The sequence below is a fragment of the Bradyrhizobium sp. LA6.8 genome, from assembly GCF_040547935.1.
Classification (GTDB): Bacteria; Pseudomonadota; Alphaproteobacteria; order Rhizobiales; family Xanthobacteraceae; genus Bradyrhizobium; species Bradyrhizobium barranii.
On record NZ_JBEPQQ010000006.1, the window covers coordinates 172,417 to 198,458 of the forward strand.

Here is a 26,042-nt window from a genome sequence, read left to right on the forward strand (position 1 = left end):
ACCTAGAGATGATTGCCATGGCAGGTTCGTTGGAAATTGTGCGGCGCCAAATGAAGCAAGCAGCTGCTGTTGCAATTGGGCTTTCAGAGCGATCGATGGGTATCGTCTGGTCCGTCCGTCCTCGTAAAGGCGTCCGAGGCTGTCAGGTTACAATCGAGCGGTGAGGGACGACAGGCAGCCATCGTAATAATCAAAAAGCACCGCTCTCCGCCTCATCAGGAGTTTTCTTGCATCCTAAAGTTGCGTATATTCGTACCGCTTCATGAGATTGGGCAATTGCGATGCAAATCCATATTTCCTGGCAACTCCCAGCTTCTTTGGCCAGCGAATTGGGACGGCTAAGCTGGGATGGCCAAATCTATGTTCGATGTTCGCAGTGCCAATTTGAGAGCCGATGCGATCCGGCGTTCATTTCCGAAGACACCAGCATGGAGTTGCGTTGTCCGGGGTGTTCGAAGGAAAAGGTGCTTGAGACAGTCGTACATGCCGTGCTGATCGAAGCAATCTGCAATGATTGCGGTTTCGCCGACGAATACAAGAGTATCGAGTTCGGCTTGGTACGTTGCAGTCGTTGCTTGTCACAGAACGTCTTCGCGTTTCGACGAGGATTTCATCCGTCGTTTCCAAAGGTGTTCTGCGATCTTCTTACTGGTGAGAGGATGGGCGAAGACGCGTCGGCAGATTTGAAGAGGGTGCTCGAAGAACTACAGTCAGTGCAAATACTGCCGGACGGCGTGCAGTACATGCTCGTTGGGGCTCGTTTCATCGAGCGCCTCGCCGACACCAGTTATCACGACGATCGGAGATCGCTCTTCTTCCTGGAGAACGTAAGGGGAAATCTGTATCGAGACTACTTTCGGCGCACTTTTGTTCTGGAGGCAGGGCTTAGAGCCGTTCGATGTTTTGAATCCGCGATTGAGCTCGCTCCAGAGGACGAGATGAAAGCTCCGGTCGAACACAACGTCGCGATGGCCGTCTATAGCTTGATTGCAAAGTACCCAGACGAGGTTGTGGAACTGCTCGACAATCGGACGAAGATACGAGAGCTTGGCATTGAGGCGGCAAATCGAGCCTTGGCTGGATACGCGCGCCAGGTGGATTTGGAAACGCGCTCAAGGGAGCTGGGACGAGTTCATCATCTTCTTGGCGACTTGTTGGCCGCGGGACTCGAGCGTAGCGAAGCTGACCTGCGCGCGTCGATTGTGCATTATAGCCGGGCGCTCGCCTTTTTTCCCGATGGCTCTCGCTTCGCCGTCAATGTGCGAGTCTCCCGTGCAAATGCAATCTGGGAGCTGCCCCAGGCGACCGCAGAAGAAACCCAAACGGCTATCGATGATCTGGAGGCGGGACTGGCGCAGCCTGATGTGCGGCTCTGGCCAGAGCAGCATCTGCCAAGATACATGTTGGGCGCATATTATGCTAAGAACGGAAGAGTTGGCGCAGCTATTCGCGAGCTTGAAAAGGCCTCAGCGCTTGTGTTGTCCGATGCCGGTCGCATGCTGGATGAAGCTCTACTTTATGCGCGCGTCAGAGAATATGTTCCGGTCCTTTCGTGCCTGGCCTGGCTCTATGGAAAAGAGCAGCGGGCGGAGGATGCTTTGCGTGCGACCGAAGCGCTGCGAGCGGCAACTATACATGCAAACACAATGTCGGCCGCCGAAAAGGCGACCCGTTCAGGGCAGGCCATCGAACGGTCGATCGAGCACCTGCTCGGCCTTTATCGTCCGTCAACGCTCAAGCTGCCTAAGGTGAACCAGCAATTGAAACGGTTGCGTTCCTCGTACCCTCAGGCGTCCTACGTCACACTCGACATATACGAAGGAAAAATCACGTGCGTGGCGGATGCTCCAGGGCGATTTTGGCGTCGTCTTCGGTTGATCGAGCAGCAAATTACGGGTGACAGGAAATACATTATTGACATCCTGAAGAAATATCGCCTGGCTTGGGGGGAGCCAAGCGCCTTCCGAGAAAGGAGGCTTTCGAAATTCTTCAGGGAGATGAATCAGTACGTGCTCGGTCCGCTTCGCGACGAATTGATGAGCTTCGGACTTAAGGACCTGATCGTCACGGCCCCTGGTCCACTTTATGGAATCCCCTTAGATGTCCTGGAAAGACCGAACGGTTCCGGTTATCTCGCCTCTGCTGATTTGCGGACCCGATTTGTGCCCTCTCTCTCGGTGGCTTGCGACATTGCCGCGCGGCAGATTTCCGGCACCGGAAAGCTTCTTGCAATTGGTTATTTGGGCACCGACCTTCCAAACGTTAGGAGCGAGATCGGCGCGATCAGGAATGCCTGGGGGAAGAACGCCACCGTGATAGAGGGGACAGGGCTCAACAAGCGCGATGTGCTGGCTGAATTGACCCGAGGCTATGATTTCATCCACTTCGCATGTCACGCGACATTTGATGAACTCGCACCTGCGCAATCTGCGCTACACTTGCTTGCCGATAGCGATAACGACGCGATGCGGATCACGGCTGAAGATCTGCGAGGGCTCAAGCTGGAGACGAACCCGTTGATTACCTTATCGGCATGTTCATCTGGGGTAGCTTCCAGTGATGTAGGCAACGACCTTATTGGACTAAGTGGAGGCTTTCTCAGAGCTGGAGCTGGTGCGGTGATCGGAAGCCGCTGGCCGGTTTACGACGATTTTTCAAGGGCGTTCATGTCCGAGCTCTACGCCGCCTTTAAGAAAAGTCCGCTCGATCCCTCCGGTGCATTCCATGAAGTTAGAAACCGACGAAGCCTGTCGGATCCTTTGGAAAACTGGTGTGCTTTCAGCTACCTGGGACTTTGAAAAGGGCAATACAGGGAGGAGTGCTATGACCGAAGTGAAAGAAATCGAACTCGTTCTACATACCCAAGATGAGCGAATTGTGCAGTCTGCCCAGAGCGCATTGCCGGAAACCGTCACCACGGAGCGTGTGCCGACGGTTCGCATGCTCGACATCGTCTCAATTCTCGTGACTGCCACTGCGGCCGTCAAATTGCTGTCAGCGCTGATTGAACTCAAGAATAAATGGAAGGCGCGCAATGAGACGACGAAGATCGAGGTCAAGAACGAGGTGGGGGATGTGCTGGATTTACTTGATGCGTCAGAGGAGGCGATCAAGCAATTCGTGGGTGCGCCCTAGGAAGTTAGCTGATCGCGCAGCTCTTTTCAGAGAGCAGATCAGCGGCCTGCGCGTCGGCGAGCGTTGCGCAGCTTTCGGTCAGGCTGGTATCCCCTGGCAGGCCGAATGGCTCCGGACTTACGCTCCGCGCGAATGGCTCACGATGTCTCGCGGGTCGATATCGCGGCTGGAGGCAACGTAGTCGATCTCGCCGCGCGTCGTGCCGATGTCCATCAACTCCCGGTCACTCAAGCCGGACAAGGTGCCGCGCAATCGCTGGCGATCGCGACGTGCCTGAAAGACATCCCAGTACTTCCGGATCAGGCTGCGGACATGCCGGGACGATATGGACGCCCGTTCCGGCCACATTGTACCTTGGATCAGGGTCATTGCAGTGCCTTCGGAGGGTGTTTTTCACACCGAGAAGGTGCCCGAAGACCGACGCGCGTGCTTGACCGACAGCTTACATTTTTCCTACCGGCAGCTTATTCTTGCGACGTCCAGCGGGCCCAAAAGCCCACCCCGGTCGCCCCGGAGGGCTCACCCAAGGGATTCGCACCGTGCGCTATCTCTTTGAGGAGTATGCATTCGACGCCGGTCGGCGAGAGCTGCATCGCGGAGCGGATCGGATCTCAGTTACGCCACTGGTGTTCGATCTCCTCGATTACCTGATCCGCAACCGGGAGCGCGTCGTAGGCAAGGATGAACTCATCGATGCCATTTGGCAGGGGCGCTGCGTGTCCGATGCTGCGCTGACGACCCGCCTCAACAGTGCGCGATGCGCGATCGGGGATTCTGGCGAAGAGCAGCGGCTGATAAGAACACTGCCACGCAGAGGCTTCCGCTTCGTGGGTCAGGTCCGGGAAACGCTTGCCGCCGAGGGCGCAGCGGCCGCCGACGGCGGAGCCGAGACGCCGAAACCAGCGCTCTCGCTTCCCGACAAACCCTCGATCGCGGTCCTTCCATTCGCCAACCTGTGCCCGGATCCGGAGCAGGACTATTTTGCCGACGGTATGGTCGAGGACATCATTTCGGGACTGTCGCGTTCGAAGTCTCTTTTCGTCATCGCGCGACATTCGACTCTGGCCTACAAGGGCAGGGCGATCGACGTCAAACAGATCGGTCATGAGCTGGGCGTTCGCTACGTGCTCGAAGGCAGTGTGCGCAAGGCCGGCAATCGAGTCCGAATCGCCGGTCAGTTGATCGACGCGACGACCGGCCTGAATCTCTGGACGGACCGGTTTGACAGCGAGATCGAAGATCTTTTCGACCTGCAGGATCGGCTGACGAGCAGCGTCATCGGCGCAATCTCCCCGCGACTGGAGCGCGCCGAAATCGAGCGCGCCCAACGCCAGCCGACCGACAACCTTCAGGCTTACGACTATTATCTTCGGGCATTTGCCTCCTTCTTCAAATTCACCGAGGAAGCAAGCATCGAGGCTATAGAGCTCGCAAAAACTGCCCGCGAGATCGATCCCGAATTCGCGCGTGCATACGCGCTCGGCGCCCGTTGCTATGTCCTGAGGAATGTTTTCGACTGGATCACTGATGAAGCCCATGAACACAGTGAAGCCGCGCGGCTGGCGAGGCGGGCGGTCGAGCTTGACCCGAATGATCCGTCGGTGCTTGCGATGGCCGGACACGCGCTCTCCCAGGTGGCAGGCGAGGTCGAGGAAGGCGATGCTCTTCTCGTGCGCGCGATAAAGCTGGACCCAAACCTCGTCATCGCACGACATTGGAACGGTTGGAGCCAACTCTGGCTTGGTCGTGGTGACGCCGCAATCGAGCAATTCAACACCGCATTGCGTTTGAACCCGCTTCATCCGCACGGGGGCGCCAATGCCCAGACGGGCTTGGCTTACGCTCATTTTCTTGCTGACCGTCATGATGACGCCTTGGCTTGCGCGGCAGCCGCCATCAGGCTGATACCGATCTTTCCGCCTGCGCAATTCATTCTGGCGGCATGCCATGCGGCGTCAGACCGGGTTGGGGAAGCCCGGCGGATTTGCGACCGTGCGATGCAACTATGTCCCAATAAGCGTATCGATGCGTACACACGGCGATACCGCCGACGGGACGATGTCGAAAAGCTGACGCAAGCGCTCCGGGTTGCCGGCATGCCGGAATGAGCGTGCGCGGCCACCTCGCGGCGTGCGGAATCGAAAAGGCCGGACGCTCCCTCCGGCGCCCGGCCTTCGCGTACGAAGCAGCCTTGAGGTTACTTCGTCACCTGGCCGCGGATCTCGCCGCCCGGATTGGCCGCGGTGTGGATGTTGACGTAGAGCTTGCCGGCGAGCAGATCGGCGGCCTGCGCATCGGTCAGCGTCGCCGAGCCCTCGACCGGGCTGGAGGTTGCATTCGGAATCGCGACCGCGACGCCGGCGTTCTTGCCGGCCTCGGCCGGCCCGTGGAAGTGGGCGGCCGTTGCCGGGCCGGACAGACCGGAATAGGTGACCTTCCAGGACAGCTTCTTGCTGGCGGCATCATAGTCCAGATCGGCGGTTCCGGTGCCGCTGGTGGTGGTCGCGGGTACCTCGGACTTGCCGTCGAGCGTTGCTTTCAGCTTTTCGGCGCCGGCGGGGGCTGCAAAAGCTGCGGCGCCCAGCGCGACCATGGCGATGACGGTCTTGTTCATGACATTCTCCCTGAGGCCTCGTTGGCCCTGCCAACCTTCCAACATTGGCCGTTTCAGTTTATTCCCGAATCCGGCCGGGGCGGGCTAAATTCTTCGTGGCTGGAGCCGCGTGGACATCGGTCATAAGTTCGCGGCAAGCAATGAATGGATCTGCATGTTGCAACGAACAATTGTCGTGGCGCTGCTTGCCGCGGTCGCTGCTGCGGGCGTCTATTGGTGGCTCAGCGCGCCGGTGGTGGCGGCCGGTGCCGCCGCCGCGCCTGCCCATGTCCCCAATCTCGCCAATGGCGAGGTGATGTTCAACGCCGGCGGATGCGCGTCCTGCCATGCCGTCCCCGACCAGCCCGATCGCACCAGGCTCGGCGGCGGCGTCGCGATCAAGTCGCCGTTCGGAACGTTCTACGCGCCGAACATCTCCTCCGATCCGACCTACGGCATCGGCAAATGGACCGACGCCGATTTCGTCAACGCGGTCATGCACGGGGTCTCGCCGGACGGACAGCATTATTTCCCGGCGTTTCCCTACACGTCCTATCAGCACGCCAGGCGCGAGGACGTGCTCGACCTCTTCGCCTATCTGAAAACGCTGCCGCCCGTTGCAGGTAAGGTGCGTGACCACGACGTGCGCTTTCCGTTCGACATCCGGCGCAACATCGGCATCTGGAAATTCCTGTTTATGGACGGAAAGCCCTTCGTCGCCGACGGCACGAAGTCGCCGCAATGGAATCGCGGCGCCTATCTCGTCAACAGTTTCGGCCATTGCGCCGAATGCCACAGCCCGCGCAATGCGCTTGGCGGCATCATCTCCGGAGAACGCTTTGCCGGCGGCCCCAATCCGGAAGGCGAGGGCTGGGTGCCCAACATCACACAGAAGCGTCTCGGCGAGTGGAGCGCGAAGGATATTGCCTATTTCCTCAAGACCGGCGAATTGCCCGACGGCGACAGTGTCGGCGGCGCGATGACGCGCGTGATCAAGAACACCTCGCAATTGCCGGACGAGGATCTCGCGGCGATGGCGGATTACATCAAATCGCTGCCGCCGGTGGACGGGCCGCCGCGGCCGAAACGCAAGGAAGCCAGCTAGGGCGTGTATTCCTAAGGCGATAAATATCGCCCCATTAGGCCGCAGCCGCCGAGTGCCGTATTCATGTCCGCTATTGGAGAACAGGCTGACCAATTTCAAACGCCAACGCACTTCCGAATCTGACGACCCAAAGCTGTCGTCGGACAGGGCAACGGTTTACGACCGCTACTGACCTTCCATACCTGTGGTGCAAGGCGAACGTTGTTCAAGTATGTTACAGAACTCGATGAAACCTGGAGGCTATGATGAAATTTCTGGCGCTGGCGTTTTGTTTCATGTTTGGTGCTTCTGGAACGGTTGCGTTTGCGGGGCCCGCAGAAGAGGCCAACGCTGTGATCGATCAATGGTCAGCGACGTATAGTGCAAACGACCGCGACGCGCTCGTAGGTCTATACGCCCCCGACGCGGTTCTGCTTGGAACCACAAGCCCAGTAATTTCCGAAGGAACAGAGGGGATACGGAAGTATTTTCAGGAATTGCCGGGAAGCGGTCGCAAGAACTCGATTGTCGAGAGACGAACGCTCGTTCTCAGCGAGACATCCGTCTTGGGAATCGGATTTTACAATTTTGCTCGAACTGCAGAGAACGATACACCCCGGCCATCACGCTTTACTTTCATGCTTGTGAAGCGCGACGGTCGATGGATGATCGCGCACCACCATTCGTCACCGCTGTCGGCCGCACGTCAGTAGCTATCGGAATTTTGGGAGACATCCTGCAACGATAGCAAGCGTGTGCTCATGGCCCGTAACGGGTTCGGCCGCGGTTCGGACCGATGTCAGCTAATGGCCCCAACTCGGACCATAAGTGAATCCGCCTTTGCGCCGCTGCCGAGCCATAGCGGACATCGAAGGGGACTGATCTACGCGTCGCGATTTATGAAAACGCGCCCTAGTCTAGGGTATGTAGCGGAAGTACGCGGCTTTTTGGGGAGGCTCAGGGAAGCCCCGGATTTCAATTAGCCGTGGTGGAGGCTTGCCTTCCATAAGTAGTATCGCAAGATCGTTAAGCACATTTCGTGTTGTGGCAAACGTGTTATGATTTAGTCCGAACAGTTCATCTCCAATTAGACTGACATCAATCGTCCAAAGTCCAGGCAAAACAACTGGCCCGGCATCAGGTACATCTCCCGCGCGCGGGATACCTCCGGCAATACGCTTCGATAGCTGCAAGGCCTTGTCGTTCTTGGATGCGTAAAGTGTAAGCCCCTTAGTGACCTTTGCAACGCCGGAAATGTCTTGAACAAACATGTCTCGGTCCACATCGGGGGCGACCATGATCAACTGCGCGATAGCCGTGGGTGATCGTGTCGCGGCGCTATTTGATAGGGCCTCAACTGCGATCAAGTTCCCCATACTGTGAGCTATCACATCGATGTTGTCATATCCGGCTTTGTAAAGATCGTCGATCACGCGAAGAAAGGCCGTGCGCGAAGCCAACGCGCTTTCTTTGTCATAGAGATAGTCCGCGATATCCCCGCGAGACGGCCATGAGAATAAGATTGTGGTGCCTCTGAACTGAAGATCCCAAGTTATCTGCGCTGCCCGGAAGACGGCGTCGCGGAATTTGGTATTGAAGCCATGGACAAACACGAGAGCCTTTTTCTTCTTCGTTGACGCTAGCGTTTTTATCCATTTCGCTTCGTCTGTTTTCTCGATGCTGCGAATAGTAAAATGCTTCGTTGGGTCAAGTGTGTCTCTTCTCAACTCAAATCCGAAGAGCTTAAGGCTCGGGGGCAATTCTATGTTTCCGATGTGGTGTCCTTCAGGCACCCGGACGCGAACGACCCCGACACTCAGATCAGGGTTGCGCTCGCCTGTGTAGCCGCTGACAGCAGTCCAGCCGTTCAAGCTGTAGACAGGAGGTCCATCGCTTGTGAGTGCGGGCTGGGGATGGCCTTCGACATCGGGGGGAGTGTCCGACTGTTTGCGGTTCGTTGCATAGAAAAACTCAACGATACGTGTGTCGATTCTGGAGTCTTGAATCGCGCCGCCTTGGATATCCGGGTCTATTTTGGTGCCGCCGGGTTTAATCGTTGGCCTGATCGGGGCTGCTGTCACATCAAAAGGCGCGCGCCATGGCTCATCATCTGCCAGCGTGACGGGCCTAAACCTCTCGATAGAAATCCATTGAACTGAGTCGGAATCAGTGAGGAACTTCCAGTAACTCTCGTACTGTGTGTTCTGAATCAAAAAAGTCACGCTATTTGGCTCGCGCTCGCGCTCCGATGCCGATAGGCAGCCTCGTAGCCGGTCCGAAAAGCGAGCGTATCTCCCAACGAAATTTTTGGCAGCTTCCGGCTGAACAATTGCCGGCATTCGCTCTGGGGCCTTCCGCGAAAACGCTTCGCAGATCTGAAGGACGTCTCGCTCGGCGACGATCGGTTGCGCGTAGCTGCTCCCGAAGCTCGTTGCGAAAGCAATTGACCAAACAGCCAAGTATTTTAACCAATGCTGGGGCACGGCACTCCCCTCAAAATGAAAATGCAAGGGACCGAGCAGGCGTTCGTCGCGGAGTTTCTCTTCGTCCAGTGGGGCTCCCCGGCGGCCCCGCTCGGTAGTATGCAGTCGTCGTCGGACTTCGGCTGTTGAGAGTTGGGAAGGTCGGGCCTCATTGCCGCGCTCCAGCAAAGGTGTTGCAGCTCTTCACCAATCCAGTTGCGTAACCGACATCGAACCAATGATGGCGCTGCGCGGCGCTGCCATGAGTGAACGAGTCAGGCACTACGTACCCCAAGGCACTTTTCTGCAGGGTGTCATTGCCCAGTGCTTCTGTCGTTCGAATTGCCGCTGCTATGTCGCTCGCGTTGATCTTCGCTTTCTCTTTAATTTTATGCGCCCAAATGCCGGCGAGACAATCGGCCTGCAACTCGAGAAGAACTTGTAACCGGTTTCTCTCCGCCTCCGTTTCCAAGCTCCCTTGAAGCTCGCGCACTTTTGGCATAATTCCCAGCAAGTTCTGAACGTGGTGTCCGATTTCGTGGGCTATCACATAGGCCTGAGGAAGTTGACAGTCGGCACCGCTCGAATCGCAGGCGTGAAGTTCAGTCTGCATCTCTTGGAAGAACGAAAGGTCGAGGTAGACTTTCTGATCATCAGGACAATAGAATGGTCCCATGATTTTCTCGGCTAATCCGCAGGCTGCGTAGGTGGCGCTTGTGTACAGGACGAGACGGGGTGGCCGATAAGTTAGGCGATCGGATGCGAAGATTGCCTGCCAGACCTCCTCCGTGCTGCCCAGAACTCGCGAAACGAAGAGATACATCTTGTCGCGCGGTGCACCGGTCTGGTCGCCCGACTTCGCTGGAAGCTCAGCATAAAGCCGCTCGGCTTGCGCGTCATCGCTACTCGTTGTTGCCGTGAATCCTTCACCGAATAGGCGGGCCCGCATGAAGCTGCCAACCTCGATCTGTTCAGTTTGAGCCACGCCATGACGTTGGTGCGGCCGGACGGTTATTGGCTCCTGATAGCCGACCGTCATTTCCGTCGGAGGATTAAAGACAACTGAACCCGGACCAATCTTGTCGACTTGGTTACGGAGGATGGCAGCGGGGTCTATCGCTGCTGGGCGAACCGCCCAGGCTAAGCCGCCTGTGCAAAGCACCCAGACAGCCACTGCTATCGAAACAAGCGGTCCTTTGGGCATTGCCGGCCCCCGGCGCTCACGATCCGTGCGAAAAGAGCATTCCAGGGTTGTATGTTCAATGAAATATTTCACACTTTGCGCGCGGCATAGGTGCAAGCGATCGGGCCGCCGAATTGTTCCTCCGCGGACCTAAGCGCGTGGGCTACGATGCAAAGGCCCCAACCACTTGGAGACTATCCGTTTTTTGACCGGACATTGGCGCGATGTCGACGCGGCCGTCATCGATGAAGCGCGTTGGGCCTTGCCAGCGCGAGAGGGTGTCGAGCGCTGGATGATGTGCGCGATGGTCAAAATCCGAAGAACTCACTTTGAGCACAATTGGTCCGCTGCGCTGTCTCGGAAGCGGACTTCCCATCCGGCCCTCTGTGAGTGCACACCCTAGCTCGCGCCAAACGCCTTGAAGGTGATGATGGTCAGGGTGTCTTGGATGCCCGGCAGCACCTGCACCTTCTCGTTGATGAAGTGGCCGATGTCGGTGTCCTTGTCGACGTAGAACTTCACCAGCAAATCGTAATGGCCGGCCGTGGAGTAGATCTCGGAGGCGATCTCGGCTTCGGCAAGCGCGTTGGCGACCGTGTAGGACTGGCCGAGCTTGCATTTGATCTGGACGAAAAAAGGAACCATTGCAGTCACTCCGAAGCTTATCTGGCGGATAATAGGCCAAAATCGGCCGGATTTAGCAAGCGAACTTGCGGGCCACCGGGGTGCGCGCTAGGACGGGCGATGGTCTCAAAAACGCGGAAAATCGCCCCATGACGACGCCCGTGGCGCTCACCATCGCCGGCTCCGATTCGAGCGGCGGCGCCGGCATCCAGGCCGACCTGAAGACCTTTGCCGCGCTCGGCGTCTATGGCGCCTCCGCGATCACGGCCCTGACCGCGCAGAACACGCGCGGCGTCACCGGCATCCACGCGGTGCCCGCCGACTTCGTCACCGCGCAGATCGATGCCGTGTTTTCCGATCTCGAGGTTGGTGCGGTGAAGATCGGCATGGTGGCGCAGGCCGCCAGCATCGATGCGATTGCAGCGGCGCTGTCGCGCTGGAAGCCCGAGCATATCGTGCTCGATCCCGTGATGGTCGCAACCTCCGGCGATCGCCTGCTCGCCGCGGAGGCGGTGGAAGCCCTGCGCAAGAAACTGATGCCGCTGGCGTCGGTGATCACGCCTAATCTGCCCGAGGCCGCGGCTCTGCTCGACGAGCCCGTCGCGACACGCGAGGCCGAGATCGAGAGCCAGGGACGCCGGCTGCTGGCGCTGGGCTGCCGCGCGGTCCTGATCAAGGGCGGGCACGGCGAGGGCGCCGAAAGCATCGACTATCTCGTCGAGGCCGAGAACACGATCGCGCTTGCGGCGCCGCGCGTCGCCACCCGCAACACCCACGGCACGGGGTGCTCGCTGTCCTCGGCCGTCGCGGCGGGGCTTGCCCGGGGCGAGGATCTCGAGCGGGCCGTGCGGAGCGCCAAGGCCTGGATCAGCGCAGCGATCGCGGCCGCCGACCGCTTCAGCGTCGGCCACGGCCACGGGCCGATCCATCATTTCCACAAATTTTACTGATCCGGGCCGCCAGCGGCGCGCGGGACCGCTGCCGTTAACCTGATCAGCCATCGGTTCCGGGGTCTTGCGGAGGCCGTTGCGGCGTCATGTCGCCTGATTGTCGCATGCGACTGATATTCGCGGGACGGGCGAGGCGAGGTTTGATTCGTATCCGAGGGTGCCTCAAAGGTTCATTGGTCATCCCCCTGTCACGGGATATTGTTACAGGCTGTCGCATGGGAAGTTACGATGTGAGTGACGAGAGCCCTGAAAGGCGCTTTCGCACGTTGTTCATCTCCGACGTTCATCTCGGAGCCCGCGGTTCTCAAGCCGACCTGCTGCTCGACTTCCTGCGATACCACGATGCCGACACGATCTATCTCGTCGGAGACATCGTCGACGGCTGGGCGCTGAAATCGAGCTGGCACTGGCCGCAATCGCATAACGACCTGGTCCAGAAGCTGCTGCGCAAGGCGCGCAAGGGCGCCAAGGTCATCTACATTCCCGGCAATCACGACGAGTTCCTGCGCAACTATTACGGCACGCATTTCGGCGGCATCGACGTGGTCGAGAACACCGTCCACACCGGCGTGGACGGCAAGCGCTATCTCGTCATCCACGGCGACATCTTCGACCTCGTGGTGCAGAACGCGCGCTGGCTCGCCCATCTCGGCGACAAGGCCTATGACTTCGCGATCCAAATGAATCGCTTCGTCAACTTCTTCCGGCGCATGTTCAAAGTGCCGTATTGGTCACTGTCGCAATGGGCCAAGCAGAAGGTCAAGAACGCCGTCAACTATATCGGCGCGTTCGAGCAGGCGCTCGCCGCCGAGGCGCGGCGTCACGACGCCGACGGCGTGATCTGCGGCCACATCCACTATGCCGTGATCCGCGACGAGGGCGGCATCCGCTACATGAATTGCGGCGACTGGGTCGAGAGCTGCACGGCGCTGGTCGAGCATGACGATGGTCATTTCGAGATCATCACCTGGGCGGATCAGGCGCGGAAGCCGGCACAAGTCCCGCAGGTCGCAGCAAGGGCCGCTTGATGCGCATCCTGGTCGCGACCGACGCCTGGCACCCGCAAGTCAACGGTGTGGTTCGGACGCTGACCAAGCTCGCAGACGCCGCCAAGGGGCTTAGCGTTGAAGGTCTTAGCGTTGAAGGTCTTGGCGTCGAGTTCACGTTCCTGACGCCGCAATCGTTCCGCACCTTCGCAATGCCGAGCTATCGCGACGTGCGGCTCGCCATGCCGCGCCCGGCGCGAATCGCGAAGCTGATCGAAGAGGCGCGCCCTGACAGCATCCACATCGCGACGGAGGGGCCAATCGGCCTGATGGTCCGCCGCTACTGCCGCCAGCGCAAGCTGCCGTTCACGTCCAGCTTCCACACCCGCTTTCCCGAATATGTCCGCGCCCGCGTGCCGGTTCCGGAATCCCTGATCTGGCGGGCGCTGCGCCGATTTCACGCGCCCAGCCGCGCCGTGATGGCGGCAACGCCTGCGCTCGCCCGCGAGCTTGGCGAACGTGGTTTCGACAATGTCGTGCTGTGGCCGCGCGGCGTCGACACCAGCCTGTTCCACCCCCGCGCCGTCGATCTCTGCTTCCCGGCGCCGGTGTTTCTCTCGGTCGGCCGGGTGGCGGTAGAGAAGAATCTCGAGGCGTTTCTCGATCTCGATCTGCCCGGCACCAAGGTGATCGTCGGCGACGGCCCGGCGCGGGTCGCGCTGGAAGAAGCCTATCCGGATGCGATCTTCCTGGGCGAGAAGCACGGCGAGGCGCTGGCGGCAATCTATGCTGCGGCCGACGTGTTCGTGTTCCCCAGCAAGACCGACACGTTCGGCCTGGTCCTGCTGGAAGCGCTCGCCAGCGGCCTGCCGGTTGCGGCCTTCCCGGTGAAGGGCCCCCGCGACGTGATCGGCGATGCACCGGTCGGCGCCCTCGATCACGATCTGCGCAACGCCTGCTTCGCGGCGCTCGACGTGTCCCGGCAGGACTGCGTCGAATTCGCCGCCAATTACACCTGGGAGGCCTCGGCGAGGGCATTTGTGGACAGCATCAAGGCGGTTGGCGCGGTGCTTCCAGGCAGGAATGGGGCGGAGCCGGTTAGTTTCGTAGCCTGAAAACCAAGGTTCATCGCGCGCAGGTGTCTTGCCCCGCGCCTCGTCCGGCGCGATAACATTAGGCATGACCGAACAGCTCCTCCCGATCGGCCCTGCCGATATCGATGCAGCAGCACGCGTGATCGCGCCCTTCGCCATCCGCACCCCGCTGTTGTCCTTTCCCGTGCTCAACGAGCGCGTCGGCGCAAAGGTCTTCCTGAAGCCGGAGATGCTCCAGCGCACCGGCTCCTTCAAGTTCCGCGGCGCCTTCAACAAGGTCGCCTCGATCCCGCAGGACAAGCGCGCCGGCGGCGTCGTCGCGTTCTCGTCCGGCAACCACGCCCAGGGCGTGGCGGCGGCTGCAAAGATCCTCGACATGCACGCGACCATCGTGATGCCTGCGGATGCGCCGCTGTCGAAGCGAGAGCGCACCAAATCCTACGGCGCCGAGGTCGTGCTGTACGATCGCGACCGCGACGACCGCGAGGCGATCTCGCGCGGCATCGCCGAGAAGCGCGGCGCGACGCTGGTCAGGCCCTATGACGATCCCTTCGTGATCGCGGGGCAGGGCACCGCAGGTCGTGAGATCGCGGAGGACATGGCTGCGCTCGGCCTCAGCCCCGACATCGTGGTGGCGCCGGCCTCCGGCGGCGGCCTGATCGCGGGTGTCGCCACGGCCGTGAAGGCGCGCTATCCGCTCGCCGAGATCGTGGTGGCCGAGCCCGAGGCGTTCGACGATCACGGCATTTCGCTGACCGCCGGCCACCGCGAGCCGCACGGGCCCGCGGGCCGCACCATCTGCGATGCGCTGATGGCCCTGATCCCCGGCGAGATGACCTTTGCGATCAACAGCAAGCTCTTGGCGCGCGGCGTGACGGCATCGGACAAGGAAGTCGGCGCGGCCGTGGCGTTCGCCTATCGCGAGCTGAAGCTGGTGGTCGAGCCGGGCGGTGCTGTCGGTCTTGCTGCGCTGCTTGCCGGCCGCCTCGACGTCGCCGGGAAGAACGTCGTCATCGTGCTCTCCGGCGGCAATGTCGATGCGGATCTGTTTGCCGAGCTGGTTGCTTAGGTTTCGGACCTTCTAACATGAGGAAGGGGCAGAGCGTCGCCGCTCCGCCCCTTTGTCGTTTCGCTTGTGGCGATCAGCGCATGAAGCCGCGGTGGTTGTTGCCGCCGCCCATGGAGGGCGCCTGGTTCATCGACTGCCGGAAGTTGTTGCCGCCGTTGTTGACCATTCGGTTGGTCGTATTGAATTGCGGGCGGTTGTTCTGCTGGTTGTTCTGGACCTGCACCTTGTTCACCGGGTTGTTGTTGAGCTTCACGCCGTTGTTGACCCGGATCGGGTTGTTCTGCGTCTGAACGACCGGCTTCGTATCGACAGTCGTGCCACCCTTGCCGACATTCACCGGCATGCTCACGATCTTGCCAGGCGTGCCTTTGGTCGTGCCGTTATTGTTGCTGCCGCCGTTCTGCGTATTGTTGGTCGCGGGCAGGGTGACGATCTTGCCGATGCCGCCATTGGTGTTGGTCGTGTTGGTCGGCGCAGGCAGGGTGACGATCTTGCCCGGGGTCTGCGACGGCGTGCCGTTCGGCTGGTTGTTGCCCGCCGGCAGGTTGACGACCTGACCGCCATTGCCGAGCTTGCCGATGACGTTGCTGTCCACCGGCTTCTGCACGACCGGCAGATTGCCATTCATCTGCCCACCGCCATTGCCCTGCTGCATCAGCGGCATGTATTTGGGCTGGCCGAGATTGCCGATCTTGAACGTCGGGGCAATGTTTTGCGGCGCCAGGAACTTGGTCGCCTGCATCAGGGGGATCAGCTTCGGCTGGGCCTGCAGCTTCAGCGCGGATTGCGCATAAGGGCTGTTGCCGTAGCTGTCATAGAAGCTCTTGTAGCCGAGCGGGGAGTTCGCGAGCACCGCCTTGTGCCAGGCCTGCGTGATCAGCAGGTTGTTGAGCAGCCAGCGGATGTGGTCGCACAGCGGGTCGTGCGGGTACATCTGGATGAACTCCTGATAGTACTCCGGACGTCCCTCGGACACGACGTAGTCATAGGCCTGGCGCGTCGAACGGCCCGGCAGGTTGGAGGCCAACTGCACGACAGGCGCATTCACCGGCGCGCGGGTGGCGGCGACAGCGGTGTCGCCGAAGAAGGTGAAGTCCGAGGTCAGCGACGAGCTTTCCCACGGGATCTGCGCGCCGCTGGTGGTCTGGTTCACTTCCAGACGCACGCGCTTGAACAGCTGCTCGATCGGCACGTTGGGTTCGCGCGCGACGTTGAGGAAGGCCTGGGTGTAGGGGCTGTGGCCGTTGGTGCCGTCCTGAGCTTCCGCACCCGGCGCGGTCGAGTAGCCGACGATCGAGCCGTTCGGCGCATCGACGATGGCCAAGCCGCGGCCGGCGTCGTTGACATCAGGGAACGGATTGTTGCGGCAGGCATCGAGGATGACGATGCGCATGCGGCTCGGGATCGTCTCCAGCGTCGACATCACGTCGACGAGGCGCACCGAGTTGCTCACGAGCTCGGTGGGGTTCGAAACCTTGGCATCGACGGGAACGAGATAGTTCTCGCCGGCGAGCTGCACGCCGTGACCGGCGTAGTAGACCATGGCGACTGTGTTCCGACCCCGCGCGGAAACCTTGGCGGAAAAGTCTTGGACGACGCGGAGCATGTCGTTCTGGGTCAGGTCGGTCGCGGCGACCACCTCGAAGCCGGCGGAGTTCAGGAACTGCGCCATCGACTCCGCGTCATTGTCGGGATTTCGGAGCTGCGGCGCGTTCTTGTAGTTGGAATTGCCGATCACCAGCGCCACGCGCTGCTCCGGGCCTTGCAGCGCGGTCGGGGCAGACTGGACCGGGGCGACCTGCGCGGAAGCAGGGCCGCAGGCGAAGCCGAACAGGCTTCCCACGAGGCTAGCCGTCATCAGGAAAGGCTTTAGGCGGAACATGGCGTGCTCCTCTGGCACTCATCTCGATGCGAGATTGGTTGCGAGGAAGCTTGGCCGCGTTCGAGCCCGTGGTCCGTGATCGCAATCACTAGCGTAGGCTGCGTGATCTGAATCACGCTTGGAACCGATCCCGATCCGGTGCGCGTGATGGCGCCGGTCGACGATCCCGATCGCGTCCCCGACGTGCAGCGCGCGGTGTTGGCGGAGATCGAACGCGCGGTCGGCCGCGCCGTTGCTCCCGGCAAGCTCTCGCGCCCGGAATTCTATCGCGCGGCGGCGGCGAGCTTTGGCGTCGTGCAGGTCGGCGACAGCAGGGGTTATGGATGCTTCCTGATCCGGAAGGGCGTGATCAGCTAGGGCGATGCATCAGCCCTGACGGCCAGCCGATCCTGACGAGAAGACCGTCAGGTCCGTTGATGCCCACCTCATACATCCCCCATTCGCGGTGACGCAGCACGCCACCGGGGCGAATGATCAGATCGTCCACGCGCGCGGCGATGGCCTCGACGTCGGGCGTGCGAATGAAGACGCCGAAGGGATTGTGCTCGGGCACGCGCCACGGGCCATCGCCGGCTTGCGTGAGATGCACTTCGCAGCCCCAACCGGTCATGATCACGTAGCCGGCGTCACCGCCCGCGCGCGCAAAGCCGAGGCGCTCCCAGAACGGAATCGCTGCGGCAAGGTCGTTGCTGGGAACGATGGCGAAAGCGCCGACGCGCGGGGTTTCAGACATTTTGCTAAGTCCGGAGTATGCAAATTTCCCGCGCAGCTCTCATGCTGCGCTTTCGCGAGCTTATCGGGAGAAGCCAATGAATCGAAGCGGCGAAAAGTCTCGCACTCGGATTTGAATGGCCTTCTCGCAAGCGCCTGTTTATGGTCGGTTCATGTCGCGCCTTATGTGTCTATCTATTGCTGTCATCCTGTCCCTGCTGCCCGCCGTCGCGCCGGCTGCCTCAGTTCAAAAACGCCCCAAACAGGCCTGGCATGGCTACGGCTTCCTGCCGGGCTATCGCCAGCCGCTGAGCAACAGCATTCCGCTCTACAAGCAGAAGGAAGCGATGCGGCGCCTGTCACGCAGCGACCGCCGCCATTGGTACATCGACCCGGTGCCCCAATATTACGGCTGGGATGGCGAATGGCGCTATTTCGGCCGGCCCGGCTTCGGCGGCGGCCGCTACAATGGCGGCAGCTTCGGGCCGTGCTGGACGCGGACCCCGATCGGCGCGGTCTGGAATTGCGGCTGATCGGCCTCGCATCGCCTCGCGGAACGCTTCGCGCGATAGATTTCAATCGTAACCGAATCCGGTTCGGCTGAAACCGGGCTGTCTTTCCGGTGTCCTAGCTCTTGTCCGGACCTCGCGGTTTCGGATGGAGTTATTGGCATGAATGATCGGTTCAAGGATAAAGTCGTCATCGTTACGGGCGCCGGCAGCGGCATCGGCGCCGCAGCCGCAAGGCGCTTTCACGGCGAAGGCGCCATTGTCGTGCTGAACGGGCGCCGGGAAGTCAAGCTGGCTGAAGTCGCTGCCGAACTCGGCACCGATCGCTGCATGATCCGATCCGCCGACGTTTCGATCGCCGCAGATGTCGAGCGCCTGGTCGCCGACGTGGTCCTTCAATTCGGCAGGATCGACATCCTCGTCAACAATGCCGGGACGGGTGCACTGATAGATTTCCTGGGCTCGCCGGTCCAGCTGTGGCGAGATCTCTTCGCGGTCAATGTCGACGGTGTCCTCTACATGACGCGCGCCGCGCTTCCGCATCTGATCGAAAGCGGCGGCTCGATCGTCAACGTGTCGTCTCTCAGCGGGCTTGGCGGCGATCGGGGTTTGAGCTTCTACAACGCCACGAAGGGTGCCGTCAGCAATCTCACACGCAGCCTGGCGCTCGACTTTGGCCCGAGAGGCGTGCGCATCAATGCGGTGTGCCCATCATTGACCCTCACCGACCTGACGACGCCGATCATGGAGCAATATCCGGAATTGTTCGCGAAGCTGGTGGAACGTATCCCCCTGGGGCGCGGAGCCCGACCCGAGGAAGTCGCGAGCGTCATCGCATTTCTCGCAAGCGACGACGCCAGCTTCGTGAATGGGGTGAACCTGCCGGTCGACGGCGGCGTCGACGCATCGACCGGGCAGGCCCCCTTCGCGTAGCGCGGTTAGGTTTGCGAGAACACCCGTGCAACAGCCTGGGTCCCGGCTCTGCGCCGCAACGCCTACGCGTTGCAGCTTGTCCGGGACACGAGAGAGGGCGCGGTGATTCACCTTGCTCCGTCATTGCGAGCGTAGCGAAGCAATCCAGAATCCCTCCGCGGAACGCCCCTGGATTGCTTCGCTGCGCTCGCAATGACGATGTGGAGCGAGCGTGCCCCTTACGAGAAGAACGCGATCTTCTCGGCCTGGGTCATGCGGCGGATTGGCGCCATGGGGTCGTTGGCCGCCGCGCGGGGCTTTTGCAGGATGCCGCTGGCGAGGATGGTGGCCCCGAGCGAGGGCTCGGGCAAGGAGGCAGACAAGGGCGAGGGCATCGGAAGCGTCGCGGTCGGGGCTGCGCCGAATGTCGCGGCGGCCGCCATGGCCGGAGCCGGCTGCTCCATCACTTCGGCGGCGGCCTCCGCAATGGCGTCGGTGAGGCGCGCGAGCGAGTCCATCGCGATCGGCGCGTCTTCGGCGGGCTCCTCCGCGACTGCGGTGGCGGCCGGCTCGGCTGCGACCGGCTCCGGAAGCTCTGCCGCAATCGGGGCTGCGACCTCCGCAGCCATCGGCGCCGGAATGGCCGCTTCCAGCTCGACCGGTTCGGTGATCTCGTCGTACTCCGGATCGGGCGCGGCCATTTCCAGCGCGATGGCATCGAGTATGGCTTCGTCCTCGGCTTCCGCGGCCGCGTCGAGCGAGGCCCCGTCAGTCACCTCAGTGAAGGCGGCGGCCTCTGCGACCTCCTCTTCGGGTCCGACGTGATGGCCGGCGATGAGCTCCGGCTCGGTGGCAACGTCCAATGCCTCCTCGCCAACGGCGCGTGCTTCGGCGGCGCTGGCCTCGATCGCTGCTTCAGGCGCGGGAGTCGCTGCGATGTCCTGCGGCGCCCCCGTAAAAGCCACGGGTGCTTCAGTGGCCATCGCGGCAGGCACAGCCTCTGCGACGGGCGCTTCCTGCACCGGCACAGGCGCGGGATGCACCGCCGCTTGCGGCGCTGTGTCGCCGTCACCATCGAGCTGCTCGACCCGATCCCTGAGCAGATCGAATGCGGCCTTGAGCTCGACGCGGGGGTCGACGGTCGATAGCTGCCCGCAAGCCGCCTCGATGGAGGCGAGCTGCGAATCAATGAGATCGCAGATTCGCCCGTCGGCGCCGATCTCGCGCCAGCGCCAGGAGATCTCCTTGATGATGCGCACGCCGCGCGGAATCGGCGCGAGGCTGGCCTCGATCGCCGCGGGATCGAAGGCGGCGATCGCGATGGTCTCGGCTTCGCGGATGGCGCGGCGGATCTCGACCAGCGCCTCGGGCAGGCGATCCTCGACGACCGGTAGTCGCTGTGCCGCAAGGGTTTCTTCGATTTTCGCGACCGCATCGAGCACCATGCGGGTATCCGCATTGCGGTTGCGCTTGGCATATTCGCCGAGGAACCAGCGGCCGCGCGCGGTCTCCATGAAGGCTTCGCGGATCGCGTCGTAATCCTGCTCGTTCGGCTCGGCCGCACGGGCAGACATAGGCGAGAGGGCGAATGCTTCGTTGGCCATGACAATCTCGTCGCGCAAATCACTACGCGTTACTGTAACGATCACCACGATATCGACCGAATCGCAATTGGTTTGATGGCAGGCGAATCACAAATCCCCACGCAAGCCGCCGTGAAGCGGCGATTCGCCGTGAGTCTGGCGCTGTTCTATTCGGCGGTGTTCGCGGTGTCGGGCACGCATCTGCCGTTCTTTCCGCTCTGGCTGAAGGCGATCGGCATCGACGCAAGCTGGATCGGCCTCATCAACGCGCTGCCGGCGATCACGCGCTTCACCACGCTGCCGCAGATCACCGCACTTGCCGAAAGGCGACATGCCATTCGCGCCGGCATGATGGTCTCGGTGCTGGCGACTGCGATAGGGTTCACGGCGGTCGGCCTGCAGCAGCAGCCGCTGGCGCTGTTCCTGATCTATGCGCTGACCTGTATGATGTGGACGCCGACGACCCCGCTGACCGATGCCTATGCGCTGCGCGGCGTCGCCCGCTACGGGCTCGACTACGGACCGTTGCGGTTGTGGGGGTCGGCGGCCTTCGCCGCGGGCTCGCTCGCCTGCGGCTTTCTCGTCGACCACATCGCGGCGCGCGATCTGATCTGGATCATCGTCGCGTGGGCCGTCGTTGCGGTCGCCGCCAGCCTGCTGCTTCAGCCGCTCGACGATGTCAGGCGAAGGACGACCGAGACGCATGCCGGCAAGGCCTTGCTGCGTGATGGCGGCTTCTGGGCCGTCATCGCGTCGGCCGCACTGATCCAGGGCAGCCACGTCGCCTATTACACGTTCTCGGCCATCAACTGGCAGCTCCACGGCTTCGGCGGGCTGACGATCGCGGGCCTCTGGACGCTGGGCGTGATCGCCGAGATCGTCGTCTTCGCGCTGTCGCCGCGGTTCTCGCTGCATCCGTCCACGCTGATCGCGATCGGCGGTGTGAGCGCCGTGGTGCGCTGGATCGTCACCGCGCAGGAGCCGCCGCTCGCGCTGCTCGTGATCGTGCAGCTCGGCCACGGCCTCACCTTCGGCATGACCATCGTCGGCACCATGAATCTGCTGGTGCAGCGCGTGCCATCGCATCAGATCGCACGGGGGCAGGGCTATTACGCCGCGTGCAACGGGCTGCTGGGTGCAGCGACATCGATCGCGTCAGGTGCGATCTACGCCCGCATCGGCGACAGCTTGTACTACGTCATGGCGGCGATGGCCGCGGCCGGCGCGCTCGTGATCTGGTCGGCGCGGCATCGACTCATCGCTCATCCCCAGAGCGAAGAAGCCGGCGGATAGACCAGGCTGTCGTCGTAGCGCAGCCCGTGATCGCGATCGCGCGCCAGCAGCAGCGGGCCGTCGAGATCGACGAAGCGCGCCTGCGGCGTCACCAGCATTGCGGGGGCCATCGACAGCGAGGTTGCCACCATGCAGCCGATCATGATCTCGAAGCCGAGCGCCTGCGCCGCATCGGCCATCGCCAGCGCCTCGGTGAGCCCGCCGGTCTTGTCGAGCTTGATGTTCACGGCGTCGTAGCGCTCGCGGAGCGGCGCGAGCGAAGGGCGGTCATGCACGCTCTCGTCGGCGCAGACCGCGAGTGGCCGCCTGATCCGCGCCAGCGCGCCATCCTTCCCGGCCGGCAGCGGCTGCTCGACCAGGGTGACGCCGACGGCGTCGCAGGCGGCGAGATTCTGCTCCAGATTGGCCTCGGTCCAGGCCTCGTTGGCATCCACGATCAGCTCGGATTCGGGGGCGGCCTTCCGAACCGCCGCGATCCGCTCCGGATCGCCGTCGCCGCCGAGCTTGATCTTGAGCAGGGGGCGGTGCGCCGCCCTGGCGGTCGCCGCCGCCATGGCCTCGGGGGTGCCCAACGAAATCGTGAAGGCGGTGGTGCGCTCGCCCGGCACGGGGCGGTCCAGCAGGTTCCAGGCCCGCAGGCCGGTCGCCTTGGCCTCGAGGTCGATCAGGGCGCAATCCAGCGCGTTGCGGGCGGCACCCGGCGGCATGGCGGCCTGCAGGGCCTCCCGCGAGAGGCCGCCCGCGACGGCCGCCTGCATGGCCTGGATGGCCGCAAGGGTCGCCTCGGGGGTCTCGCCATAGCGCGGATAGGGGACGCATTCGCCGCGGCCGGTGAGGCCGTTCCGGCTCACTTCGGCCACGACGGTCACGGCCTCGGTCTTGGCGCCCCGGCTGATGGTGAAACTGCCGGCGATGGGAAATCGCTCGATTCGCGCCGCGAGGGCCGGAACTTTGCTGGAAGTCATTTTGAACTCTGGCGAAATCTGAACCTGCTAGTTACCTCTAGCAACTAACATTAACCAGTTGGGGATACCTTCTCCGGGTAAGGGCGTGTGCGCAACCATCTGATTCTACCCGTTTCTCGCGCCCCGGCACGGGAGCGGACACATTGAGCGGCGATCCGAAGCTGGAACGGATTGCCAGGGGCAACGCGCTGGCACTCTGCGCCACCGGAACCTGGACCGCGAGCTTCGCGCCGGTCCTGGAGCGGATGGTGGCTGACGCTGAAAAGCTCGCCGGCAGTTCGCAAAGCATCTTCATCGACGTCTCCGAGGTCGCCAAGCTCGACACCTTCGGCGCCTGGCTGATCGAGCGGCTGCGCCGCAGCCTGACCCAGGGCGCCGTCGAGGCGCAGATCGCGGGGCTCTCCGCCAATTATTCGAGCCTCGTGGACGAGGTGAGGCGGGTCAGGGCGACGCCGGTCGTCGACAGCAGCGCGGTCACCATCACCGGCATGCTGGAGCAGATCGGCCGGGCCGTGGCCGGGGTCGCTGGCACGGTTGCGGGCCTCGTCGACATGCTCGGCGCGGTGCTCGCGGCGGGGTTTCGCGTCTTGATCCACCCGCGCTCGTTCCGCCTGACCTCGACCGTGCACCACATGGAGCAGGTCTGCTGGCGTGCGGTGCCGATCATCGTGCTGATCACGTTCCTGATCGGCTGCATCATCGCCCAGCAGGGCATTTTTCATTTCCGCCGGTTCGGCGCCGACATCTTCGTCGTCGACATGCTCGGCGTGCTGGTGCTGCGCGAGATCGGCGTCCTCCTGGTCGCGATCATGGTCGCGGGTCGCTCGGGCAGCGCCTACACGGCCGAGCTCGGCTCGATGAAGATGCGCGAGGAGATCGATGCGCTGCGCACGATGGGTTTCGACCCGATCGAGGTCCTGGTGCTGCCGCGCATGCTGGCACTGGTGCTGGCGCTGCCGATCCTCGCCTTCCTCGGCGCCATGGCCGCGCTCTATGGCGGCGGCCTCGTCGCCTGGCTCTATGGCGGCGTCGATCCCGAAGCCTTCCTGCTGCGCCTGCGCGACGCCATCTCGATCGACCATTTCATCGTCGGCATCGTCAAGGCACCGGTGATGGCGGCCGTGATCGGCATCGTCGCCTGCGTCGAGGGGCTCGCCGTGCAGGGCAGCGCGGAATCGCTCGGACAGCACACCACGGCCTCCGTGGTGAAGGGCATCTTCTTCGTCATCGTCATGGACGGCGTGTTCGCCATCTTCTTCGCCTCGATCGGGATGTGACGATGGCGCAAGAAACTCAAAACGCGATTCAAGATCCGATCATCCGCGTCCGCGACATCACCGTGCAGTTCGGCGCGACGCGCGTGCTCGATGGCCTCAACCTCGACGTCAAGCGCGGCGAAATCCTCGGCTTCGTCGGCCCATCCGGTGCCGGCAAGTCGGTGCTGACGCGCACCATCATCGGCCTCGTGCCGAAGGTCGCGGGCTCCATCGAGGTGTTCGGCGTCGACCTCGATTCCTCCAGCACCGCGCAGCGCCGCAGCGTCGAGCGCCGCTGGGGCGTGCTGTTTCAGCAGGGCGCGCTGTTCTCCTCGTTGACCGTGCGGCAGAACATCCAGTTTCCGATGCGCGAATATCTCCGGGTCTCGCAGCGGCTGATGGACGAGATCACACTGGCCAAGCTCACCATGGTCGGGCTCAAGCCGGAAGTCGCGGATCGCTTTCCCTCGGAACTGTCGGGCGGCATGATCAAGCGCGTGGCGCTGGCGCGCGCGCTGTCGCTCGATCCCGATCTCGTGTTCCTCGACGAGCCGACCTCGGGCCTCGATCCGATCGGCGCCGGCGATTTCGACGAGCTGGTCAGGACGCTGCAGCGTACTTTGGGCCTGACCGTTTTCATGGTAACGCACGACCTCGACAGCCTTTACACAGCCTGCGACCGCATCGCCGTTTTAGGGAACGGTAAGATCATTGCGGCAGGGTCGATCGCCGACATGCAGGCCTCGCAGCATCCCTGGCTGAGACAATATTTCCACGGCAAGCGCGCCCGTGCGGTGATGGGCTGAGGTGCCGGAGTAGCTGATGGAAACGCGGGCCAATTACGTACTGATCGGATCGTTCACGCTGGCGGTGATCGCCGCGGCGATCGGCTTCGTGCTGTGGTTCCAGTCGCTGCACACCACCAAGCAGCGCAGCCCCCTGCGCGTCGTGTTCGAGGGCCCGGCGGCGGGCCTGCGCAACGGCGGCAGCGTCAACTTCAACGGTATCCGGGTAGGTGAGGTGGTCTCGGTGAAGCTCGACAACCCGCGGCGGGTTGTCGCACTCGCCATGGTCGAGAACAACACCCCGCTCCGCAAGGACACCCTGGTCGGCCTCGAATTCCAGGGCCTGACCGGCGTCGCCGCGATCTCGCTCAAGGGCGGCGAGGAGGCGGCCCCTCCGCCGCCGCTCGACGAGGACGGCATCCCGTCGCTGACGGCCGATCCCAACAAGCTCCAGGACGTCACCGAGGCGATCCGCGGCACGCTCCAGAACATCAACAAGATCGTCGCGGACAACCAGGAGTCGGTGAAGAATTCGCTGAAGAACCTCGAGACCTTCACCAACTCGCTCGCGCGCAACTCCGAGAAGATCGACGGTGTGATGGCCAAGGTCGACGGCGTCATGCACAAGGCCGACAGCCTCATGCTCGGCCTCAACACGCTCGCCGGCGGCAAGGACGGCGGCGAGCTGTTCCAGGCGGTGAAGTCGATCCGCGAGCTGGCCGATGATTTCGACAAACGCTCCGGCGCATTGATGACCGACGGCCGCCGCACGCTCGGCGACATCAGCCGCGCCGTGAACAATTTCGACCGCAACCCGACCCGCGTGCTGTTCGGCGCCAGCAACAGCGCCCCGGCCGCCGCGCCGTCGCCCGCAGAGCCGCCAAGGCCGGCGCCCGCCGCGAGCGGCAGGCGGCAGTAGGCGTTTAGTACACGGACCTCACCTCGTCATTGCGAGCGTAGCGAAGC

The 26,042-nt window shown here is 62.3% G+C and carries 25 protein-coding genes; 16 read left to right on the forward strand and 9 right to left on the reverse strand.

The window, feature by feature from the left end; genetic code table 11:
• The first annotated feature begins 281 nt into the window (after window positions 1–281).
• Together ABIA90_RS27270 and ABIA90_RS27275 are read left to right on the forward strand one after the other, a co-directional pair.
• Window positions 282–2,798 (forward strand): CHAT domain-containing protein, encoded by a 2,517-nt coding sequence (locus tag ABIA90_RS27270; protein ID WP_354121734.1) that lies wholly within the window; start codon window positions 282–284, stop codon window positions 2,796–2,798.
• A 25-nt stretch (window positions 2,799–2,823) separates the two neighbouring features.
• Complete coding sequence (locus ABIA90_RS27275) at window positions 2,824–3,135, forward strand: hypothetical protein (RefSeq protein WP_354121733.1); 312 nt, start codon at window positions 2,824–2,826, stop codon at window positions 3,133–3,135.
• A 117-nt stretch (window positions 3,136–3,252) separates the two neighbouring features.
• Here ABIA90_RS27275 and ABIA90_RS27280 read toward each other — a convergent pair whose 3' ends face one another.
• The gene (locus tag ABIA90_RS27280; protein WP_085405857.1) at window positions 3,253–3,504 is read right to left on the reverse strand and encodes a DUF1127 domain-containing protein; all 252 of its coding nucleotides are present in this window, start codon (window positions 3,502–3,504) and stop codon (window positions 3,253–3,255) included.
• Window positions 3,505–3,674: 170 nt separating this feature from the next.
• On the opposite strand from ABIA90_RS27280, the gene ABIA90_RS27285 reads away from it, so the two are divergent.
• Entirely contained in the window at window positions 3,675–5,243 is a 1,569-nt protein-coding gene (locus ABIA90_RS27285; protein ID WP_354121732.1) for a winged helix-turn-helix domain-containing tetratricopeptide repeat protein, read from the forward strand.
• 89 nt (window positions 5,244–5,332) lie between these two features.
• On the opposite strand, the gene ABIA90_RS27290 is transcribed toward ABIA90_RS27285, so the two are convergent.
• Window positions 5,333–5,749: a CHRD domain-containing protein gene (locus ABIA90_RS27290; RefSeq protein WP_014493929.1), complete on the reverse strand. Its 417-nt coding sequence runs from the start codon at window positions 5,747–5,749 to the stop codon at window positions 5,333–5,335.
• 154 nt (window positions 5,750–5,903) lie between these two features.
• Here ABIA90_RS27290 and ABIA90_RS27295 point away from each other — a divergent pair, with 154 nt between their 5' ends.
• Complete coding sequence (locus tag ABIA90_RS27295; protein ID WP_038944560.1) at window positions 5,904–6,833, forward strand: c-type cytochrome; 930 nt, start codon at window positions 5,904–5,906, stop codon at window positions 6,831–6,833.
• A 245-nt stretch (window positions 6,834–7,078) separates the two neighbouring features.
• Window positions 7,079–7,525, forward strand: coding sequence for an SgcJ/EcaC family oxidoreductase (locus ABIA90_RS27300; protein WP_354120707.1), 447 nt, complete (start codon window positions 7,079–7,081; stop codon window positions 7,523–7,525).
• A 204-nt stretch (window positions 7,526–7,729) separates the two neighbouring features.
• On the opposite strand, the gene ABIA90_RS27305 is transcribed toward ABIA90_RS27300, so the two are convergent.
• The 3 genes from ABIA90_RS27305 to ABIA90_RS27315 form a co-directional block, all read right to left on the reverse strand.
• The gene (locus ABIA90_RS27305) at window positions 7,730–9,295 is read right to left on the reverse strand and encodes an alpha/beta hydrolase (protein WP_354120706.1); all 1,566 of its coding nucleotides are present in this window, start codon (window positions 9,293–9,295) and stop codon (window positions 7,730–7,732) included.
• A 148-nt stretch (window positions 9,296–9,443) separates the two neighbouring features.
• The gene (ypfJ, locus tag ABIA90_RS27310) at window positions 9,444–10,478 is read right to left on the reverse strand and encodes a KPN_02809 family neutral zinc metallopeptidase (RefSeq protein WP_354120705.1); all 1,035 of its coding nucleotides are present in this window, start codon (window positions 10,476–10,478) and stop codon (window positions 9,444–9,446) included.
• A 378-nt stretch (window positions 10,479–10,856) separates the two neighbouring features.
• Entirely contained in the window at window positions 10,857–11,102 is a 246-nt protein-coding gene (locus ABIA90_RS27315; RefSeq protein ID WP_014493934.1) for an Lrp/AsnC ligand binding domain-containing protein, read from the reverse strand.
• A 128-nt stretch (window positions 11,103–11,230) separates the two neighbouring features.
• Between ABIA90_RS27315 and thiD the strand changes: the two genes are divergently transcribed.
• The 4 genes from thiD to ABIA90_RS27335 all read left to right on the forward strand — a co-directional run bounded on the left by thiD (window position 11,231) and on the right by ABIA90_RS27335 (window position 15,180).
• Window positions 11,231–12,031 (forward strand): bifunctional hydroxymethylpyrimidine kinase/phosphomethylpyrimidine kinase, encoded by an 801-nt coding sequence (thiD, locus tag ABIA90_RS27320; protein WP_354120704.1) that lies wholly within the window; start codon window positions 11,231–11,233, stop codon window positions 12,029–12,031.
• 215 nt (window positions 12,032–12,246) lie between these two features.
• Window positions 12,247–13,059, forward strand: coding sequence for a UDP-2,3-diacylglucosamine diphosphatase (locus ABIA90_RS27325; RefSeq protein WP_028153339.1), 813 nt, complete (start codon window positions 12,247–12,249; stop codon window positions 13,057–13,059).
• A complete protein-coding gene (locus ABIA90_RS27330) occupies window positions 13,059–14,132 on the forward strand; it encodes a glycosyltransferase family 4 protein (RefSeq protein ID WP_354120703.1) in 1,074 nt (357 codons plus the stop codon). The genes ABIA90_RS27325 and ABIA90_RS27330 overlap by 1 nt, the downstream gene beginning before the upstream one ends.
• 64 nt (window positions 14,133–14,196) lie before the next feature.
• Window positions 14,197–15,180, forward strand: a complete 984-nt coding sequence (locus tag ABIA90_RS27335; protein WP_028153337.1) for a threonine/serine dehydratase family protein — start codon at window positions 14,197–14,199, stop codon at window positions 15,178–15,180.
• Window positions 15,181–15,253: 73 nt separating this feature from the next.
• On the opposite strand, the gene ABIA90_RS27340 is transcribed toward ABIA90_RS27335, so the two are convergent.
• The gene (locus ABIA90_RS27340) at window positions 15,254–17,062 is read right to left on the reverse strand and encodes a caspase family protein (protein ID WP_354120702.1); all 1,809 of its coding nucleotides are present in this window, start codon (window positions 17,060–17,062) and stop codon (window positions 15,254–15,256) included.
• Between the two features lie 147 nt (window positions 17,063–17,209).
• On the opposite strand from ABIA90_RS27340, the gene ABIA90_RS27345 reads away from it, so the two are divergent.
• Window positions 17,210–17,419, forward strand: a complete 210-nt coding sequence (locus ABIA90_RS27345; RefSeq protein WP_354120701.1) for an RbsD/FucU domain-containing protein — start codon at window positions 17,210–17,212, stop codon at window positions 17,417–17,419.
• Here ABIA90_RS27345 and ABIA90_RS27350 read toward each other — a convergent pair.
• Window positions 17,412–17,795, reverse strand: a complete 384-nt coding sequence (locus ABIA90_RS27350; RefSeq protein ID WP_354120700.1) for a VOC family protein — start codon at window positions 17,793–17,795, stop codon at window positions 17,412–17,414. The genes ABIA90_RS27345 and ABIA90_RS27350 overlap by 8 nt on opposite strands.
• A gap of 151 nt (window positions 17,796–17,946) precedes the next feature.
• Here ABIA90_RS27350 and ABIA90_RS27355 point away from each other — a divergent pair, with 151 nt between their 5' ends.
• Window positions 17,947–18,306 carry a hypothetical protein gene (locus tag ABIA90_RS27355; protein ID WP_247309142.1) on the forward strand — a complete coding sequence of 120 codons (360 nt, stop codon included), beginning with the start codon at window positions 17,947–17,949 and terminating at the stop codon, window positions 18,304–18,306.
• Between the two features lie 138 nt (window positions 18,307–18,444).
• The gene (gene budC / locus ABIA90_RS27360) at window positions 18,445–19,215 is read left to right on the forward strand and encodes a meso-2,3-butanediol dehydrogenase (RefSeq protein WP_354120699.1); all 771 of its coding nucleotides are present in this window, start codon (window positions 18,445–18,447) and stop codon (window positions 19,213–19,215) included.
• Window positions 19,216–19,433: 218 nt separating this feature from the next.
• Here the strand turns inward: budC and ABIA90_RS27365 are convergent, their stop codons facing one another.
• Window positions 19,434–20,798, reverse strand: a complete 1,365-nt coding sequence (locus ABIA90_RS27365; RefSeq protein WP_354120698.1) for a hypothetical protein — start codon at window positions 20,796–20,798, stop codon at window positions 19,434–19,436.
• A 75-nt stretch (window positions 20,799–20,873) separates the two neighbouring features.
• On the opposite strand from ABIA90_RS27365, the gene ABIA90_RS27370 reads away from it, so the two are divergent.
• Window positions 20,874–22,070, forward strand: coding sequence for an MFS transporter (locus ABIA90_RS27370; RefSeq protein ID WP_354120697.1), 1,197 nt, complete (start codon window positions 20,874–20,876; stop codon window positions 22,068–22,070).
• On the opposite strand, the gene dgcA is transcribed toward ABIA90_RS27370, so the two are convergent.
• Window positions 22,040–23,035 (reverse strand): N-acetyl-D-Glu racemase DgcA, encoded by a 996-nt coding sequence (gene dgcA / locus ABIA90_RS27375; RefSeq protein WP_354120696.1) that lies wholly within the window; start codon window positions 23,033–23,035, stop codon window positions 22,040–22,042. The genes ABIA90_RS27370 and dgcA overlap by 31 nt on opposite strands.
• 143 nt (window positions 23,036–23,178) lie before the next feature.
• Here dgcA and ABIA90_RS27380 point away from each other — a divergent pair, with 143 nt between their 5' ends.
• Genes ABIA90_RS27380 through ABIA90_RS27390 form a run of 3 tightly spaced genes read left to right on the forward strand, consistent with a single transcriptional unit; the run spans window position 23,179 to window position 25,995 of the window.
• A complete protein-coding gene (locus ABIA90_RS27380; protein ID WP_354120695.1) occupies window positions 23,179–24,312 on the forward strand; it encodes an MlaE family ABC transporter permease in 1,134 nt (377 codons plus the stop codon).
• A 2-nt stretch (window positions 24,313–24,314) separates the two neighbouring features.
• Complete coding sequence (locus tag ABIA90_RS27385; RefSeq protein WP_208087736.1) at window positions 24,315–25,097, forward strand: ABC transporter ATP-binding protein; 783 nt, start codon at window positions 24,315–24,317, stop codon at window positions 25,095–25,097.
• A 16-nt stretch (window positions 25,098–25,113) separates the two neighbouring features.
• Complete coding sequence (locus tag ABIA90_RS27390; RefSeq protein ID WP_354120694.1) at window positions 25,114–25,995, forward strand: MlaD family protein; 882 nt, start codon at window positions 25,114–25,116, stop codon at window positions 25,993–25,995.
• The last annotated feature ends 47 nt before the right edge of the window (window positions 25,996–26,042 follow it).